This window comes from Pseudomonas sp. TH49, from assembly GCF_016650625.1.
GTDB classification, from domain to species: Bacteria; Pseudomonadota; Gammaproteobacteria; order Pseudomonadales; family Pseudomonadaceae; genus Aquipseudomonas; species Aquipseudomonas fluorescens_H.
The window spans coordinates 2,900,681-2,918,415 of the sequence record NZ_JAEKFL010000001.1 but is presented as its reverse complement, the minus strand read 5'-3'; the positions used below and the strand labels follow the sequence as shown (position 1 = coordinate 2,918,415).

Annotated in this window: 12 protein-coding genes; 6 read left to right on the top strand and 6 right to left on the bottom strand. The window is 62.0% G+C overall.

What is annotated here, in order from left to right:
• Positions 1-38: 38 nt before the first annotated feature.
• From JFU48_RS13275 to JFU48_RS13265, 3 genes are read left to right on the top strand one after another with little or no spacing between them, the layout of a single operon-like run.
• Positions 39-1,166: a GNAT family N-acetyltransferase gene (locus tag JFU48_RS13275; RefSeq protein ID WP_201136693.1), complete on the top strand. Its 1,128-nt coding sequence runs from the start codon at positions 39-41 to the stop codon at positions 1,164-1,166.
• Positions 1,163-2,935, top strand: a complete 1,773-nt coding sequence (locus JFU48_RS13270) for a sensor histidine kinase (RefSeq protein WP_201136692.1) — start codon at positions 1,163-1,165, stop codon at positions 2,933-2,935. Before JFU48_RS13275 ends, JFU48_RS13270 begins: the two co-directional genes overlap by 4 nt.
• Positions 2,925-4,316, top strand: coding sequence for a sigma-54-dependent transcriptional regulator (locus JFU48_RS13265; RefSeq protein WP_103486462.1), 1,392 nt, complete (start codon positions 2,925-2,927; stop codon positions 4,314-4,316). Before JFU48_RS13270 ends, JFU48_RS13265 begins: the two co-directional genes overlap by 11 nt.
• A 10-nt stretch (positions 4,317-4,326) precedes the next feature.
• Here the strand turns inward: JFU48_RS13265 and JFU48_RS13260 are convergent, their stop codons facing one another.
• The gene (locus JFU48_RS13260) at positions 4,327-4,992 is read right to left on the bottom strand and encodes a DsbA family oxidoreductase (RefSeq protein ID WP_201136691.1); all 666 of its coding nucleotides are present in this window, start codon (positions 4,990-4,992) and stop codon (positions 4,327-4,329) included.
• 349 nt (positions 4,993-5,341) lie between these two features.
• On the bottom strand, positions 5,342-6,361 hold the full coding sequence (locus JFU48_RS13255; RefSeq protein ID WP_201136690.1) for an alpha/beta fold hydrolase: 1,020 nt from the start codon (positions 6,359-6,361) through the stop codon (positions 5,342-5,344).
• A 351-nt stretch (positions 6,362-6,712) separates the two neighbouring features.
• Here JFU48_RS13255 and JFU48_RS13250 point away from each other — a divergent pair, with 351 nt between their 5' ends.
• Together JFU48_RS13250 and metR are read left to right on the top strand one after the other, a co-directional pair.
• Entirely contained in the window at positions 6,713-11,878 is a 5,166-nt protein-coding gene (locus JFU48_RS13250) for a dermonecrotic toxin domain-containing protein (protein ID WP_201136689.1), read from the top strand.
• A 120-nt stretch (positions 11,879-11,998) separates the two neighbouring features.
• The gene (metR, locus tag JFU48_RS13245; protein WP_045122615.1) at positions 11,999-12,916 is read left to right on the top strand and encodes a transcriptional regulator MetR; all 918 of its coding nucleotides are present in this window, start codon (positions 11,999-12,001) and stop codon (positions 12,914-12,916) included.
• Positions 12,917-14,096: 1,180 nt separating this feature from the next.
• Here the strand turns inward: metR and JFU48_RS13240 are convergent.
• The 4 genes from JFU48_RS13240 to JFU48_RS13225 all read right to left on the bottom strand — a co-directional run bounded on the left by JFU48_RS13240 (position 14,097) and on the right by JFU48_RS13225 (position 16,771).
• Positions 14,097-14,594, bottom strand: coding sequence for a GNAT family N-acetyltransferase (locus JFU48_RS13240; protein WP_201136688.1), 498 nt, complete (start codon positions 14,592-14,594; stop codon positions 14,097-14,099).
• 2 nt (positions 14,595-14,596) lie between these two features.
• Positions 14,597-15,235, bottom strand: a complete 639-nt coding sequence (locus JFU48_RS13235) for a LysE family translocator (protein ID WP_201136687.1) — start codon at positions 15,233-15,235, stop codon at positions 14,597-14,599.
• Positions 15,236-15,259: 24 nt separating this feature from the next.
• Positions 15,260-15,688 (bottom strand): NUDIX hydrolase, encoded by a 429-nt coding sequence (locus JFU48_RS13230; protein ID WP_201136686.1) that lies wholly within the window; start codon positions 15,686-15,688, stop codon positions 15,260-15,262.
• Positions 15,689-15,949: 261 nt separating this feature from the next.
• Positions 15,950-16,771 carry a carbon-nitrogen hydrolase family protein gene (locus tag JFU48_RS13225; protein WP_103484893.1) on the bottom strand — a complete coding sequence of 274 codons (822 nt, stop codon included), beginning with the start codon at positions 16,769-16,771 and terminating at the stop codon, positions 15,950-15,952.
• 124 nt (positions 16,772-16,895) lie between these two features.
• Here JFU48_RS13225 and JFU48_RS13220 point away from each other — a divergent pair, with 124 nt between their 5' ends.
• Positions 16,896-17,696 carry a helix-turn-helix transcriptional regulator gene (locus JFU48_RS13220; protein WP_003227802.1) on the top strand — a complete coding sequence of 267 codons (801 nt, stop codon included), beginning with the start codon at positions 16,896-16,898 and terminating at the stop codon, positions 17,694-17,696.
• Positions 17,697-17,735: the final 39 nt, after the last annotated feature.

The window sequence follows — 17,735 nt, the reverse complement described above, 5'->3', positions numbered from 1 at the left end:
AGGCCGAACACCACGACTCGCCGACATAAGGAAACGACGTGATCACCGCTCAAGCCTTCTCAACGATCGAAGCGATCGACCGCTGCGCCTGGAATGACTGCTTCGTCGATGAGCTGGAGGACTGGGATTACTACCGCGCCGTTGAACGCGCCGGCATTGACGGCTTTCACTGGCGCTACCTGACGCTGCACGAGGACGGCCGCCTGATCGCGGCCACCGTGGCGTTCATCACGGCCTACTCACTCGATACCACGCTGCAGGGCGCGGGCAAACGCGTCAGTCAATGGCTGCGCCGACATCTGCCACGGCTGTTCGACATCCGTCTGTACGCCCTCGGCTCGCCGGTGGCGGAGCAGTGCCATGTCGGCACGGCTTCGCACATTGCGCCGACGCAACGCCCGTCACTGCTCCGTCAGTTGCTGGAGCTGGCAAGACAGGATGCCGAACACGCCGGGATCGGCCTGTTCGCGGTGAAGGATGCCTCGCATCGCGATCCACAGTGGCTGGAAGTCTGTCAGCAGGCCGGCCTGCAAAGCATGCCCGGGTTGCCCGGTGCCGAACTGCCGATCAACTTCGCCTCGGTGGACGCTTATCTGGGTAGCCTGGGTAAATCCACGCGCAAGGATCTGCGCCGAATCTTGCGCAACCAGGGGCCGCGTACGGAATGGCGACGCTCGGTGCACGACTTGCTGCCGCGCATGATGGAACTCTACGAAGCCACCCTCGCCCGCAGCGATCTGGCCTTCGAGTGCCTGCCTGCGGCGTACTTTCGCGAAGTCCTCAATCACCTCGATAATCGATCGGCGTGCGTGCTCTATTGGGTCGGCGACGAACTGGTGGCGTTCAATCTGGTATTGCTCGACGAGCAGCGGTTGGTCGACAAGTTTTTTGCCCACGATCTGGCCCGCACGCGGCAGTACAATCTTTACACCCGTAGCTGGCTGGAAAATGTCGACTACTGTATTGAGCACAAACTGGCGATCTATGTGTGCGGGCAGGCCGGCTATGCCAGTAAGCTGCGTCTGGGCTGCTCGTTTGTCGGTAACACCGTGTTCTTCCGCCATCGCAATCCACTGTTCGACCAACTGTTGCGTCTGGTGAAAATATTCGTCCGCCCGGATCGCAGCGATCCGGCCCTGGCAGCTGCAATAAGCGAAATCCAATGATCAATGACCGACGCGCCACGCCCCGACCTTTCGCCCTTTCCGGCTGGAGCCTGCAACGCAAACTGGTGTTGGCCTTCTGGCTGGTCAGCGTGATTCCGACCATGATTGCTGCGGAACTGGCGGCCACCACGCTGTCGCAGATCTTCGACAGCAACGTGCGCATCTGGCTGCAGGAATCGTCGAAGATCGTCGAGGACGAAATCAGCGAAATCCTGCGCGACAACGCCCGCGCCGCTCAGCTGTTTCTGCGTTACACGCGCCCTCCCACCGATCGTCAATCGGCCAAGCACAACAAGCTGACCGCCGACGTCGCCGACTCCATGGGCATCGACGTCGTGGCCCTGGTACGCAACAGCGATCACAAAGTGGTGTACAGCACCGCCGCCGACGACATCGTCAGCCAGATCAGCACCGCCCCGAAAGCGGTACTGCAAACCCTGCAAGTGGGCGGTGTGGCCACCGGCACGGTGATTTCGACGTTCGAGACCGAACAGAGCGGCATCGAATACAAATTGATCATCGGCACTTATCTGGACGACAGCTTCCTCACCAGTGTTGCCGACGTGCATTCGCTTGATCTGCGCCTTTACCTGGCCAAGGGCGATGATTTCTCGGAGATTTTCTCCACCCAGCGTTTCCAGGATCATCCCCTGCAAGTGCCGGAAGACATCGAGCAGATCCTGCGCAAAACCAAAGGCCCGTACGAACAGTTCACCAATAACTACAGCGGCATCTACCGGCCGATCTTCAACGAGAACAGCCAGCTGCAAGGGGTGATTTTCAGTGGTCTGCTGCGCCACACCAGCCTGGTCGGCCTGGTCAATCAGAGCAACCTGTTCATCCTGATTTTCCTGCTCAGTTCGGCGGCGTCGCTGGCGGTTGGCTGGCTGGTCTCGCAACGTCTGACCAAGCCGTTGCGCGGTCTGGCCAGAGGCGTACAAGCGGTGATTGCCGGCGACTATCATCAGCGCCTGAGCGTGAATGGCGGCGACGAACTGGCAGAACTGAGCAGCACGTTCAACCACATGAGCGAACGTCTGGAAGAGTTGCAGCATCTGGAGTCGCAACTGCGCCGCCGTGATCGCCTGCACGCGCTGGGCGAAGTCGCCATGGGTCTGGCCCATGAAATCCGCAATCCGCTGGGCATCATCAAAACCGCCACGCAACTGCTGCACCGCCGTGCCGACCTGCCGGAAACCGACAGGCGACATCTGGAATACGTGGTCAAGGAAGTCAGCCGGATCAACGATCTGATCACCGAGTTTCTCGACTTCGCCAAACCCAGCGCGCCGATCCGCGCCACCCAGTCAGCCCGCGCCCTGGTCGACGAACTGGCCGGTTTTTGCGAGCCGGAGCTGGCCAGCCACAACATTGATCTGCACATCGACGATCAGGCGCCGGGGGCGACGATCTACGCCGATGCCAAGCAACTCAAACAGGCCGGCCTGAACCTGATCGTCAACGCCATCGACGCGATGCCTGATGGCGGCCGACTGACCCTGAGCATCGCCAGCGACGCCAAATACACCATCGTCAGCGTGGCGGACACCGGTCAGGGGATCGAAGCCGACATGCTGGAGCGCATCTTCACCCCGTTCGTCACCACCAAGGCCTCGGGCACCGGACTGGGCCTGGCCAAAGTGTTTTCGGTCATGGAAAACCATAACGGGCGCGTAGAATGTGTCAGCGAAAAAGATGCCGGCGCGACCTTCAGCCTGTACATTCCGGCCAATGGCGAGGACTTCGACGAGAGCGACGATGACGCATAACATTCTGGTGGTGGACGACGAACCGAAACTCTGCGATCTGCTGGCCTCGGCCCTCGGGCAGAACGGCATCAGCGTGTTCACCGCCGGCAATGGCCTGCACGCACTCAAGGTGCTGGAAAGCGAAGACATCGATCTGCTGATCAGCGACTGGCGCATGCCCGGCATGGACGGTCCGCATTTGCTGGCAGAGGTGAAGAATCGCTATCCACAGTTGCCGGTCATCGTCATGACCGCCTACAGCACGGTGAAAAATGCGGTGGAATCAATGCGCAATGGCGCATTTGATTACATCGCCAAACCGTTCGACATCGACGAGCTGGACATCACCGTCAGCAAGGCCCTGCAATTTCGCGACATCCTCAAAGACAATCAGCGCATGCGCGCCGAACTCGACGAACATCGGCAGATCGACAGCCTGATCGGTGACAGCCCGAGTTTTCGCAACGTGCTGCAAGCGGTGGACTCGGTGCGTGAAAGTGCCGCGACGGTGCTGCTCAGCGGCGAAAGCGGTACCGGCAAGGAGATGGTCGCCCGGGCCATCCACAAGCATGGTAACCGCGCCGACAAACCGTTCGTTGCGGTGAACTGTGCGGCCATCCCCGAGGGGCTGCTGGAAAGCGAAATGTTCGGCCACCGCAAAGGCGCGTTCACCGGCGCCGTGGCCGATCGCATCGGGCGCTTTCAGCAGGCCGACAAAGGCACATTGTTTCTTGATGAAATCGGTGAAATGCCGCTGGCACTGCAGGCCAAGATCCTCCGCGCCCTGCAGGAGCGGGTGATCGAGCCGGTGGGCGATACCAAGGAACGCAAAGTCGATGTGCGGGTGATCGCCGCCACCAACAAAGACCTGTTGCAAGCGGTGGCCAACAAGGAGTTTCGCGAAGATCTCTACTACCGCCTCAACGTGTTTCCGATCCCTCTGCCGGCGCTGCGCGATCGGGTCGAGGACATCGCCCCGCTGGCCCGGCATTTTGCCCACACCCTGGGCGCCGCGGCCGGCAAACGCATCAGCGGTTTCAGCGCGCAAGCCTTGCAGGCGATGACCCGCTATTCATGGCCGGGCAACATCCGCGAGCTGCAGAACTGCGTAGAGCGCGCGACCATCGTCGCCTCCGCCAACATCATCGAGGAACAGGATCTGCCGGCCTACCTGTTCGCCGCGCAAGCCTCGGACAGCAGCGGCCCGCTAAGCGAAATCAACGGTGTCCCGGCGGATCTGGACGCAGCACTCGCCGAAGTCGAGAAGGCCTACATTCTTGCGGCCCTGCAACAGAGCAACGGCGTGCAGGCCGCCGCTGCGCAGTTGATCGGCATCTCCGAACGCAGCTTCTGGTATCGCCTGAAGAAGCTCGGGATCCACGTCGACAAGATCGTGCGTTAAGAGCTCTGGCTCAATTGACCGTGCCGCCTTTGGTTTCACTCATGATCTGCCGAATCGCCCCGACAAACGTGTCCACCGGTTGCCCGCCCGTCACCGCGTACTGACCGTTGAACACCACGGTCGGCACCGAACTCACGCCGCGTTGCAGCCACAACTGCTCTTCTGCACGCACCTCATCGGCAAACTCGGCGGAGGCCAGAATCGCCTGCGCACGCTGCCGATCCAGGCCCACGCTTTCGGCAATCTGCGCCAGTTGCGCGTGATCGGACGGATTACCGCCATCCGTGAAATACGCCTTGAACAGCGCCTCTTTCAACTTCAACTGCAAACCTTCAAGACCCGCCCAATGCAGCAGCCGATGAGCATCGAAGGTGTTGTAGATGCGGCTGTTGCCATCGGTGCGAAAGGCAAATCCGAACTCGGCGCCACGGGCACGAATCGCCTCGCGGTTCTTCTGTGACTGTTCCGGGGTCGAGCCGTATTTCTCGCCGATGTGCTCGGTGATGTTCTGCCCGTCCGGGCCCATCTTCGGGTTCAGTTCGAACGGCTGGAAATGAATCTCGGCCTGCACTTCATCGCGCAGAACCTCCAGGGCTTGCAGCAGGCTATTGAGGCCGACGACGCACCACGGGCAGGAAACGTCGCTGACAAAATCGATTTTCAAAGCGGAACTCATCACACACCTCGCAGGCGGAAATCGTGCGGGAAAGTTTGCACGATACACCTGCCTGCTCTTGCGATGACAGTGATGGCCCCTTCGCGAGCAAGCCCGCTCCCACATTCGGAATACGGTTGCCCTTGTGGGAGCGGGCCCCTTCGAGCAAGCCCGGCCCCACATTTGGAATACGGTTGCCCTTGTGGGAGCGGGCCCCTTCGAGCAAGCCCGGCCCCACATTTGGAATACGGTTGCCCTTGTGGGAGCGGGCCCCTTTGAGCAAGCCCGGCCCCACATTTGGAATACGGTTGCCCTTGTGGGAGCGGGCTTGCTCGCGAAGAGGCCCGAATCAACACCGCCAAAACCTCGCCTACAGCAGGTTGCCGCTTGCCACCGGCTCGATCTGTGCCCAGTGCGACGTGTCCTCACGGTGCTGTTGCAGATACGGCAACACCGCCGCCAGCAACGGCGCCTTGAACGCCTCTTGAAAACGATGGGCCAACCCCGGAATCAGCTTCAACTGACTGCCACGAATGTGCGCCGCCAGATGCACGCCGTGCATCACCGGCAACAACGGATCGGCCGTGCCGTGCACCACCAGGGTCGGCACCCGCAGTTGATTGAGCAACGTCACCCGGCTCGGCTCGGCAAGGATCGCCATGATCTGGCGCTTCACCCCTTCAGGGTTGAACGCCCGGTCGTAGGCCACTGCAGCCTGATGCAGCAACGCCTGCCGATCATCAGTGACTGACGGGCTGCCGAGCGCCGCCAGCAGATCGGCCTGCTGCTCCAGCGCCACTTCGCGATTCGGTGCGCCGCGCCGCGCCAGCAGTTGCACCAGCGCCGCACTCGGCGCCGGCAATCCTTCGGCGCCGGAACTGGTCATGATCAGCGTCAGACTCTCCACCCGCTGCGGAGCCATCGCCGCCAGGTGCTGGGCGATCATCCCGCCCATGCTCGCGCCCAGTACGTGAAACTGGTCGACGTGCAACGCGTCCATCAAACCCAGTGCATCGTCGGCCATATCGGTCAGCGAATAAGGCGCCGACACCGGCAATCCGAGCTTGTAGCGCAGCACTTCAAAGGTCAGGTTGGCCTCGGCGGGCGCTTGACGCCAGGTCGACAGACCGACGTCGCGATTGTCATAGCGGATCACCTGAAAACCCTGCTGACACAGCGCAACCACCACTTCGTCGGGCCAGTGGATCAACTGACCGCCAAGGCCCATGACCAGCAACAGCGCCGGATCCGAGGCACGGCCGATGCTCTGGTACGCCAGACTCACCTGTGCCAGATCGACCCGTTGGGTCGGTACATTGACGTCGCAACGCGAAGCCGCCATCGACGGCAGGCCGAACAACAGCGCGGCCAACAAAAGAAATAAACGCATGAAGAAACACCGAAACGCAGAACCCCAGTAGAGCGCGAGTCTGATGAAGTTTGTTCAAGCGCGCTGCCACAGTTGCGTGACAGTTTGATGAAGTTTGCCGAGTGGTCATGCGCCACGAGTCGCGACGTTCGTCGCGCCTGTCATTTCTGTCGGTGGTACGCAGCAGGACGTCGGTCAAACCTGTTCACCTTGACCGCATGAGGGCGTGGCTGAACGCCTGACCGGGACACCCTCTGAAACGAATGCCCGCGCCAGCGATAAATATGTACCGCAAGGCCCTGTGACGGCTCGCCTCTAATGGGCATGACCCGCGGAATCACCCGCTGGTCATGCCTTTTGGAGCCCCGGCGCATGTTCGATGCCCTTTCCCCTGTAACGGTCGACTTCGGCCTTGATCCGCCACTGCGGCCAACCCCTGACCAAAACCTCTGTCTTCTGGCGACGACGCGCTTGAACGCCTGTCACCAGCAATGGCTCGACCTCATGGCGCAGCGTCACGGGTTGCCCGACAGCGGCTGGTGGAGCGCTCGTGCGCGCGGTACTGCGCTGTCACGGCGCGATCATGCCGCGAGCCTGTACCGCCGGCATTTCGAAGCGGCCTGTGAGCTGGCGATTGCCGAAGGCCGGCTCAGCCGTTCACAACACCCCCGGCTGGCGCAGTTGCTGACGCCATCGAACAAAATCGCGGCGGATCTGCGGGTCGCGCAACCGGTGCTCAACCGTGTCGGTGGCAACCGTGTGCGCCTGCACGGTGCCCTGATGATCCGTCTCGAGGACGCGGTGTATCTGCTTTATATACCTGCCCAGGCACAACCGCTGCTCCGCTTCGAAGATCAGGCCGGGCTTGAGCACTGGCTGATTGAGCAGTACCCGCATCCGGTGCTTGGCACTTCGCTGGACTTCATCGAATTCGGCCACGAACCGTTCACCCGCGGGCTTGAGCCGCTGATGGCCGGCCCGGCAAGCAACGTCGGTAGCTGGATCGAGGTGGGCAGGCTTTTCCCCGCGGCGCCAGCCCTGCCCGATAGCTCCGGGCAGAATGCCGACGAGGTTGCACCGTTCGGCTTGCTGGTCGCCGACATTCCTCTGGACCTGCGGCGGCAGGCACTGGCTGTTGAACACCTGGCGCTTGATCGTCTGTTTGGCGAATCCGATCTGCACGCTCCGCAGCGTCAGCAACTGGCCGGTGCTTTCGATGCCTTTGGCCAGGCCCGGCAAGCCAGCCACGATGCGGCGTCGGCGCTGCTCGACAGCCGGGATCCGCTGACAATGCTCGAACTGCGCCGCCACGCGAACGTCCATTACACCGCCCTGCTGCAGGCCCGGATCGCGGGGCTGCGCGCCGAAGTCGAATGGCAACGGGCACTGGAACAACTGACGGCGCAGGAGCATCGGCAGCTCATCACACTGCTGGACGCACCGGGGCACAACCTGCCGGCATCCGAAGGGGTGATCGCGCGCGTGTCGTTGTCGGCGACAGACCAGGGCCTCACCCGGGTCGAAGACCTGCCCGGCGTACTGATCATCGCGGCGCCTTCGGCGCTGGCGCCGGACTCAACAGACGGTCTGCTGCTTTACTGGCCCGGGCAGTGTGGTGGACTGCAACGTTTCACCTCGCGTCAGGCGCTGGAGCAAAACCTGTTCAAGCGCTCGCCGTACGACCGCGAACTGGCCCTGCACCTGACGCCACTGTCCGGCGATGCCCTGACCTGGTCCCTGGATCAGCAGCTCTATCAGTGCGAACAACAGGCCGCGACCATCATCCGCGATCACCCGCTGCCCACGCATGCCGAGACGCGCAAAGCCGCGATGGAACAGCTGTGTGAACAGCATCTGTCACGCTTGACCGTCGCGCTGGCGCAAGCCCGCGCACGGGCGTTTGCCGAGCGTCAGGAGCAAGACCAGAGTGCCGCGCTGGCCGGCAACCTGCCCGCGTGGTTCAACACACTCGACGACGACAGGCGTACACGGCTCAAGGCGCTGATCAATCGCTATCTCGCAGCAATGCGACACGCTCATGCGCTGCTCGAACGAGAACTGCCACCGCGTCAGACCTTCGCCGATAAACGCATCGACGCGCGCTTGCGCCACGACTTTGCACTGGTGAAAAGCGTGCGTGTGAGCCTTGATCTGCCCGACTCCACCTCCTGGCAAAAGACCCTGATCGAGGGCGCCGCGCCCGGCACTCCGCAACGCAGTGTCCTCACCGCCAGCGCCGGGCGCAGTGATCTCAGCCTGGAACAACTGGCCCAGAACAACATCGACCAGGACATGTGGTGGCGACTGTCGTTCATGCAAGTCAAGGTCAGTGCCGAGGACGAAGGTGATCGGCAGCGTGTCGAGGCGGGCATCAACCCGGTCTATCTGCGTCAGCTGGTGACGCAACTGGATCTGGCCGGACGCTACGAAATCCTGATTCGCCAGGCGTTTTTCGGCACACCGACAGAACCCGCGTTCACCCAGGCCTGGCGCCGCGAATGCCTGAGCGAACCGTGGCGCCTGATGCTCGAACTGCAGGGAGAATTCGCCTTGCTGCAGCAGCACATCGACAGCACCGGCCATGCCGTGCTGAAAATCGCCATCGACGCGACAACGGCTCAAGCCTATGCCGTCGACGGCAAGCGCATCGCGTTGCTGCCGGTGCACCTGACGGTCGGCGGCACCGACACCGCGCATCAGGGACCGAGCACACTCGCCGGGGTCACCTTCATCGTCGAGCAGGTCAGTGGCCTGACCCTGCTGTACCTGCCCGACAGCAGCGACGCGATCTTCCTGCGGCAGTACGCAACACTCGAGCAGGCGCGTCTGGATCTGTTCCGGCGCTGCGTTGACCGCAACATGGTCAACTACCTCGCCGGGCGCGCCCTGAGCGGCGATTTCGCCAGCCATGTCAGCCGGATCAATGAAGCACAACTGCGCAACTTCGATGCCCTGATCGGCGTCGGCATGGCCTGGCCGGCGACCACTTCGCTGGCCAGTCATCTGCTGAACGTACACATGGGCCGCTTGCTGGAAGCTCATCGCGACAGTTCGCGCTCCAACGATGCGTTGTATCTGGAACATTGCGCACTGAAGTCCGGCGCCCTGTTCAACTATCTGAAAATGGCCATCGGCATGCTGCCCTTCGTGGGCACAGCGGTGGCGCTGTACGACGCCTGGCACAGCGCCAACCTCGCCGTGGCGGCGTTCTTGCGCGGTGAACTCGGCCACGGTCTGGCGGAAGTGGAAGCGGTTCTGTTGTCATTGATCGACGCCGCTATGGACGTGCTGCCGGGCACTGTCAGCGCGCCCGCCGCCGCACGCCTGGCAACCCGGCAGCGGCAACAGGCGACACTGGGCAGGTCCGCCGCACTGCGCACGTCCTGGCAATGGTCCCGACATTCGCTCGACCGTTTCAGGGGCTACGAATACGAACACGACATTTCCCTGGCCGGCCTGAGCCCGGCGACCGAGGGCGTTTACCGCAATGTCTACCGCCATGCCGAGGGTGATTTCATCCTGCGGCTGGGCCGCGTCTATCGCGTCCAGCTCAGCGAACAGCCACGCGGCTGGCGTTTGTACGGGACGTGGATGCGCGGCTACAAACAGCCGATCGCCCTCGACGAATTCGGCCAGTGGAACACCCACTACGCGGTATACGGCACGGTGATGGACGGTGGCGGCGCAGGCGGTGGCGCGGTGCTCGGGCATCTGGCCGATGGCCTCCAACCGCTCTGGCCCGAGGCCATCCGCCGCTGGCTGCCAGAGTGGTGGACCAATCGCCAATTGCGCCGGCAATTGACCCTGAACAACACCATCGACGCCTACGCCCGCCGCCTGCAGAACCAGACACGCACCACCAATCAGTTGCTGGAAAACTACCAGAGACTCGACTTTGCCCAGCGCAAGCCGCTGCTGGCAGAGGTCGACACGGCCTGCGTCAATGACATCGACAAAGCCATCGAGTTGTTCCAGAGCTCGGACGAACTGCTGCACCTGAGCCGCGGCAACAAAGTCCAACAGCTCAAGGAATTGAAGAGCCGCAGTGCCCTGGTGGTGGTGGACCGCGCAGTACAACGCGCGACCGTGGCCCGCGATCGCTTGCTCGAATTCCTGAACCGGGTCGATGCGCTGGTCGCCGAATCCGACGCCACGCCTTACAACCAGACGGCAGCGCACGTGCAGCTGCTGGCCCGACGCAAATGGGTGCGCAAGGCTTTTCTCGAGGAGTTCGATCAACTGCACGCGATCATCGAACAGGCCAACCTGTGGAACAGGCGCATCACCAACAATACCCAGAGGGCGAAGATGGCCGCCGACATCACGGCCCTCAACCGCAATTTCGGCGATCGCAATCACCACTACCTCAGAACCGCCCACCTGCTGGAGATCATCACCCGCTACGAAGCGGTCGACGATCTGTACTGGATGTACTTTCACACACAGATGAAGGACGCCCGGATAAAAGTCGGACGCGCACTGCTGACCCAGCATCATCTGCCCGAGACCAATGCCAGCGTGGCCCAGCGCAACCGGATCATCGAGGATTCCCTGGAAATTTATGCCGGTTTCCGCCGTCAGTTGAAGGCCTGGACACTGGGCTATCCGCAGCATCTGGAGCTGGAGCAGATCGCACCGTTTCTCGACAGCCTGAGCAAGGTCGAAGAGCACGCGCGGCATGCGCTCAAACAGCCGCCGCCGATCAGACGCCGAGAGCCTGGGGCCAGGCAACTGTTCGAAACCGAGGACAACCAGTTGCTGATCGGCACCGAGACCCTTGATGAAAGTACCCGCCAGGTACGCTTCATCGTGGCCGGCGACGGCTTCCATGAAACCTGGCTGCGGCGCCCGAGCGGCAAGTATCACTTGCAGACGCGCCACACCGCGACCACGCCGTCCCTGCCTAGCGATGTCAGACCCTTGCTGGCCGAAGCCCGGAAGCGGCTCGCCGCTGTCACCGCCTACCAGGACAAGGTGAATGGCTACGCCCGTCAGGACATGTTGCCGGTGGACCTGGAACACATGCTCGTCAGCGAAGCGACGGAACTGAGCTCTCGGGCGCAGGCGATCGAGCGGCTGGCGCCGACCGACTCACTGGTCGCGCAATTGCACGCCACCGCGCAGGCGTTGCAACGGGCCGGGCGCACGTTGCGCATCGACCAGTCACTGCGCAGCAAGACCCCCACTGAAGGCTATCTGGACTATCTGCTGCAACAGCAAGTGGTGGATATCCGCAAGGAAGGTGAACTGCGGGCCCTGGGCAGACGCGCCGACAGGAGCAAGGATTTCCTCCAGGAGTACGAAGTCCGCGACCTGACCAGCCATCCGCCGCGCACGCTATGGTATGCGCACTTTCACTACACCTCGGACAGGGCGCCGTTCGGGGATTTCGCCAAAGCTCATCTGAAATTGCCTGAACAACGCAATCTCGGCCTGCAATGGCAACAGGCCCAGGGTGCTGGCGGCGCACAGGTCGAGGCGATCTGGCGTGGGGATATCGGTAAACCGCTGGGCAACCAGCACTTCGCTCACCTCTAAAGCAAAAAACAGCGGGGCACGGGTGTGCTCCGCTGTACTTCAAGCAGTCGACAGCCCCGCCAACATGAGACAAACTCACCGCATTCGCCTCAATCACAAATTTTGTTCATGGAGCCTGCGGTGCTTGAAATCCGTCATCTGAAAACCCTGCATGCCCTGCGCGAGGCCGACAGTCTGGTGGATGCCGCCGACCGCCTGCACCTGACGCAGTCGGCGCTTTCGCACCAGTTCAAGGAGCTGGAGGAGCGCATGGGCATGCCGCTGTTCGTACGCAAGACCAAACCGGTGCGCTTCACCAGCGCCGGCCTGCGTCTGCTGCAACTGGCTGACGCGACCCTGCCGCTGCTGCGTGCCGCCGAACGCGACATCAGCCGACTGGCCGGTGGCACCGCCGGGCGCCTGCACATGGCGATCGAATGCCACAGCTGTTTTCAGTGGCTGATGCCGACCATCGACCAGTTCCGCGACGCCTGGCCGGAAGTCGAACTCGACCTCGCCTCGGGCTTCGCCTTCGCCCCGCTGCCGGCGCTGGCCCGCGGTGATCTGGACCTGGTGGTGACCTCCGATCCGCTGGACATCATCGGCATCACCTACGTGCCGTTGTTCACCTACGAAGCGATGCTCGCGGTCGCCAACCAGCATCCACTGGCAAGCAAACCGTACATCGTTCCCGAAGACCTGCTGAGCGAAACCCTGATCACCTACCCGGTGGAACGCGATCGGCTGGACATCTTCACCCGCTTCCTCGAACCGGCCGACATCGAACCAGCGCAAGTGCGCACCTCGGAACTGTCGGTGATGATGATGCAACTGGTCGCCAGCGGCCGTGGCGTCTGCGGCATGCCGCACTGGGCGTTGCACGAATACAGCTCACGCGGCTACGTGAAGGCCAAGCGCCTGGGCGAAAAAGGCCTGTTTGCCACGCTGTACGCGGCGATTCGTGCGGACATGCTCGATGCACCGTACATGCGCGATTTCCTGCTGACCGCCAAGGACACTTCGTTCTCCACACTGGATGGCGTCAGCGCGGTGCGCTGACACACATCCCCCTATGGGAGCGGGCTTGCTCGCGAAGGCGATCTGTCAGTTGACGGGTGCTGTACTGACCCACCGCATTCGCGAGCAAGCCCGCTCCCACAGGGAATCGCGTGATTTCAAGAGGTGGTGACGGTCGGTGAAGCACATACTCGACAACATTGATCCCCCTGCCTGAAACACGCATCCCACTGTGGGAGCGGGCTTGCTCGCGAAGGCGATCTGTCAGTTGACGGGTGCTGTACTGACCCACCGCATTCGCGAGCAAGCCCGCTCCCACAGGGAATCGTGTGATTTCAAGAGATGGTGACGGTCGGTGAAGCGCATGCTCGACAACATTGATCCCCTTACCTGAAACACGCATCCCACTGTGGGAGCGGGCTTGCTCGCGAAGGCAATCTGTCAGTTGACGGGTGCTGCACTGACCCACCGCATTCGCGAGCAAGCCCGCTCCCACAGGGAATCGTGTGAATTCAAGAGGTGGTGATGGGCGGTGAAGCGCATGCTCGACAACATTGATCCCCTTACCTGAAACACACATCCCCTTGTGGGAGCGGGCTTGCTCGCGAAGGCAATCTGTCAGTTGACGTGTGCTGCACTGACCCACCGCATTCGCGAGCAAGCCCGCTCCCACAGGGAATCACGTGATTTCAAGAGGTGGTGATGGGCGGTGAAGCACATGCTCGAAAACATTGATCCCCCTGCCTGAAACACGCATCCCCCTGTGGGAGCGGGCTTGCTCGCGAAGGCGATCTGTCAGTTGACGGGTGCTGTACTGACCCACCGCATTCGCGAGCAAGCCCGCTCCCACAGGGAATCGCGTGATTTCAAGAGGTAGTGACGGTCGGTGAAGCACAGGCTCGACAACATTGATCCCCTTACCTGAAACACACATCCCCTTGTGGGAGCGGGCTTGCTCGCGAAGGCAATCTGTCAGTTGACGGGTGCTGCACTGACCCACCGCATTCGCGAGCAAGCCCGCTCCCACAGGGGAACTGTGTGATTTCAAGAGGTGGTGATGGGCGGTGAAGCGCATGCTCGACAACATTGATCCCCTTGCCTGAAACACGCATCCCACTGTGGGAGCGGGCTTGCTCGCGAAGGCAATCTGTCAGTTGACGTGTGCTGCACTGACCCACCGCATTCGCGAGCAAGCCCGCTCCCACAGGGGGACAGTGTGGTGTCAGAGCTGGCGCCACATGTGGATCTTGTCGAAGTAGTCTTCACCCACGCGCACCGCCAGCGGCTCCAGTCCGAACTGGATGAAGCCGCAGCGCTGGTACAGCTTGAACGCGGCGTCGTTGCCGGCGGTGACGGTCAGCTGAATCAGTTTCAGTGCCGGATGGGTGTGTGCTTCGGCGATGGCGGCCTCGACCAGTTTTTGCCCCAGACCGTGCTGGCGAAAGTCAGCTGAGACGTACATGCCGAACAAGGTCGACTTATGGCGGGCCTTTTCTCGCGGCTCGAAAGCCAGGCCGACGATGCCGGCCAATGTGCCCGCTTCGAACGCGCCGAACACCACATCGAGCTTGCTGGTCAGCCGCGCTTCCCACCAGCTCAACGGCATCACCGCACGCTCGCGCACGCTGGAGGTGAACGCCTGCGGGTGGCGGTCGTAGGCCTCAAGCATCAGCTCGCGGTAAGCCAGGGCATGACTGGCGTCCAGCCGTTCGATCCACATGCTCACGCCGTCCTGCGTTGTTCAAGCATCAGGCGCACCGCCAGACCGGCGAGTACAAAACCCATGAAATAACGCTGCAGCGCCAGCCATGTCGGGTTGCGCACAAACCACGAGGCGATACCCGCCGCGAACAGCGCGATCAGCAAATTGACGCAGAAACTGACGCTGATCTGGGTCAGGCCAAGGATGATGCTCTGGGTGAACACCGAACCGTGTTCCGGGGTGATGAATTGCGGAAACACTGAAAGATAGAACACCGCGATTTTCGGGTTCAGTGCGCTAGTGAGAAAGCCCATGGTGATCAGTTTGCGCGACGAGTCCGGCGGCAATGGCTGCGCTTCGAACGGCGAGCGTGCACCGGGTTTCACCGCTTGCCAGGCCAGCCACAACAGGTACAACGCGCCGGCCCATTTCAGCACTTCATAGGCCATCGGCACCGCGAGAAACACCGCCGTCAAACCGGCGGCAGCCGCGAACAGGTGCACGAAAAACCCCGCCACCACGCCAAGCAACGAAGTGACCCCGGCCTTGCGCCCCTGACAGATCGAACGCGAGATCAGGTAAATCATGTTCGGCCCCGGCGTCAGTACCATCAACAGCGCGGCGGCAGCGAAGATCAGCAGGTCTGGAAGCGGGATCATGGTGGGCGTCCTGTGCGTGAATGATCAGGCAATCGCGGTGAACGAGTGGCGATAAAACGGCAGGATCAGATCCCGTGTCAATGGCGCCAGGACGACAGCAGGATCAGTGGCCGGATCGACCCAGATCATTTCCTCGATTTCGGCAGCGGGCGTCACGTCTGCATCGATCGTCAGCTGAAAAATCTCCGCGTGAACAACAAACCCCGGCTCGTTGGCAGCAGGCGCCGAGAACTGCCCGAGAAATGTCGCCTGCGCCGGATCAATCGCCAGCCCCAGCTCTTCTTCCAGCTCGCGGGCCAGCGCGTGTACCGGCAACTCATGGGCTTCGATCTTCCCGCCCGGCTGCATGAACGCCGTGGTGCCGCGCTTGCGCACCAGCAGGGTCTGACCGTCGGGATTGAGCAACAGGGCGGCAGCGATGCGAATGATTTTTTCGTTGGGAAACGTCGACATGAAGAGCAGGCCCCTGGCGCAAAAGCCGCAAGCATCACATGCCCGGCGCCGGACGCAAAGTCTCTGTGGTAGCGGGCGCGGTTGCACTGATTTTTTGGGGGATCAGGCAGGTGGGTTGTCCATGAGGCCGCCTTCGCGAGCAAGCCCGCTCCCACAGGACGTACGCGATCATTGTGAGAGCGTATTTCCACAGGGGAACGCGGTCACTGTGGGAGCGGGCTTGCTCGCGAAGGCGTCAGCTCGCTCGACACGGAGTCCGGATCAGCGCAAAGGAATCAGCAACTCGCGCAGTCCCGAAGCGTGCTCCAGCACCTCCCCCGGCAGCTTCAGGCGCTGATCCTGCAGATAGCGATAATCCTTGCGCGCAACCTCCAGTTGACTGAAATCCAGCTCGACGCTGAACTGCCCTTCTTCACGACCGGCCTCGAACAGCAGCGTCCCCAGCGGATCGACCAGCGCACTACCACCGGCAAACATCAAGCCGTCGTCCCCGGCCTCGACGCGGTTGACCATCAGCGCAAACGCCTGATTTTCCTGAGCGCGGGCGGTGATTGCGGTGCGGTGGGTCGGGCCGTACGGGTCCATGTTGCCGTTGGTCACGATCAGCAAATCGGCGCCCAGCTGTGCCAGTGCACGGGCGGATTCGGGGAATTCGATGTCGTAGCAGATCAGCAGTCCGACGCGCACGCCGTTCCACTCGCAGGTGGAATAGCGGTCGCCCGCCTCGAACACGCCGCGATCCGAGGCCCACAAATGGGTCTTGCGGTATTTCAGGGCAATGCCTTCCGGGGTGATCAGCAGCGTGGTGTTGTAGAAGCGCCCGTTGTCATTCTCGGCCAGGCCGATCACCACGGCGATGCTGCGCTCACGGGCGGCGGCCAGCACGGCGCTGACGGTCGGGCCGTCCACCGGCTCGGCGATTTGCGCTACGGTTTCGGCCGTCGGGAAGCCCATCAGGTGGGTTTCCGGGAACACGATCAATTGCGTATCGGCCGCGCACGCCGCAATCGCCGCGAGGGCGCGTTCGAGGTTGTACGCGGTGCCAGTGTCACGGCCCGCCAGTTGGGCGAGTTCGACTTTCATGAAGATTCCTTGTTGTGGGCAGCGGGCGCCGAAAGATTGCCCGGTGGCTGTCTGTGGGCCAGTATGCGCAGCTGCGACCGGCCGGGGAATCACGCGGCCGGGGTAACCCGACAGGGGTAGATCCATGACCGTTTCACTTGATGACATCACCTGGCACCGCGCCGTCGGGCAACTGATCGAGGCGCTGGACAAGCCGAATTTCTGGGCGCAACTGGTGCGTCTGCTCGACCAGTACGTGGCGTTCGATAGCTGGGTGGTGCTGCTGTTCAGCGCCGATCAGCACCCACAGGTCTTCGCCGAATGCCCCGGCGAGGACGGCAGTCCCGACCCGTTGTTTCAGGACTATCTGCGCGGGTTGTACCGGCTCGACCCGTTCTACATCGCCTGCCGCGAGCAGTCGCGCACTGGCATGTACCGCTTGTCGGAGGTGGCGCCGGAGCATTTCGAGCTGACCGAGTATTACCAGCGATACTTTCGTCTGAATGTGGTCGCCGACGAAATCCAGTTCAATTGCCAGCTCGAAGGCGAGCGCACGCTGTGCCTGTCGCTGGGCAGTGAAAAACGTTTCACTGGCGAACAGATTGCTTTGCTGTCTTTGATCCAGCCTTGGGTACTGGGCCTTTTGCGCCAGCGCCTGCCGTACGAAATCAATGAAACCGTGGCCCTCGCTGCCGCGCCGGCGCAGGTCGACTGGCGGGTGCAACTGGAAGCATCGGTGCAACGACTCAAGGGCACGCAACTGACCGCCCGGGAACTGGATGTCGGGCGTTTGATGCTCAGCGGTTGCTCCAGTAAAGAAATCGCCCGTAAGCTGGAAATCTCCGTAGAAACCGTGAAAGTCCATAAGAAACACATGTACAGCAAGCTGGGGATCAAATCCCAGTCGGAGCTGTTTTCGATTTTTCTCCAGGCGCAGAACGCCTGATAACGCGTGGAAATGCTTTCCTGTGTCGATAGATTCTCT

Excerpts from the sequence above, each read along its gene's own strand:
- JFU48_RS13230 (WP_201136686.1), bottom strand. The coding sequence starts at position 15,688 with ATGTCGACGTTTCCCAACGAAAAAATCATTCGCATCGCTGCCGCCCTG.
- JFU48_RS13260 (WP_201136691.1), bottom strand. The coding sequence starts at position 4,992 with ATGAGTTCCGCTTTGAAAATCGATTTTGTCAGCGACGTTTCCTGCCCG.
- JFU48_RS13225 (WP_103484893.1), bottom strand. The coding sequence starts at position 16,771 with ATGAAAGTCGAACTCGCCCAACTGGCGGGCCGTGACACTGGCACCGCG.
- JFU48_RS13220 (WP_003227802.1), top strand. The coding sequence starts at position 16,896 with ATGACCGTTTCACTTGATGACATCACCTGGCACCGCGCCGTCGGGCAA.
- JFU48_RS13250 (WP_201136689.1), top strand. The coding sequence starts at position 6,713 with ATGTTCGATGCCCTTTCCCCTGTAACGGTCGACTTCGGCCTTGATCCG.
- JFU48_RS13255 (WP_201136690.1), bottom strand. The coding sequence starts at position 6,361 with ATGCGTTTATTTCTTTTGTTGGCCGCGCTGTTGTTCGGCCTGCCGTCG.
- JFU48_RS13235 (WP_201136687.1), bottom strand. The coding sequence starts at position 15,235 with ATGATCCCGCTTCCAGACCTGCTGATCTTCGCTGCCGCCGCGCTGTTG.
- JFU48_RS13265 (WP_103486462.1), top strand. The coding sequence starts at position 2,925 with ATGACGCATAACATTCTGGTGGTGGACGACGAACCGAAACTCTGCGAT.
- JFU48_RS13270 (WP_201136692.1), top strand. The coding sequence starts at position 1,163 with ATGATCAATGACCGACGCGCCACGCCCCGACCTTTCGCCCTTTCCGGC.
- JFU48_RS13240 (WP_201136688.1), bottom strand. The coding sequence starts at position 14,594 with ATGTGGATCGAACGGCTGGACGCCAGTCATGCCCTGGCTTACCGCGAG.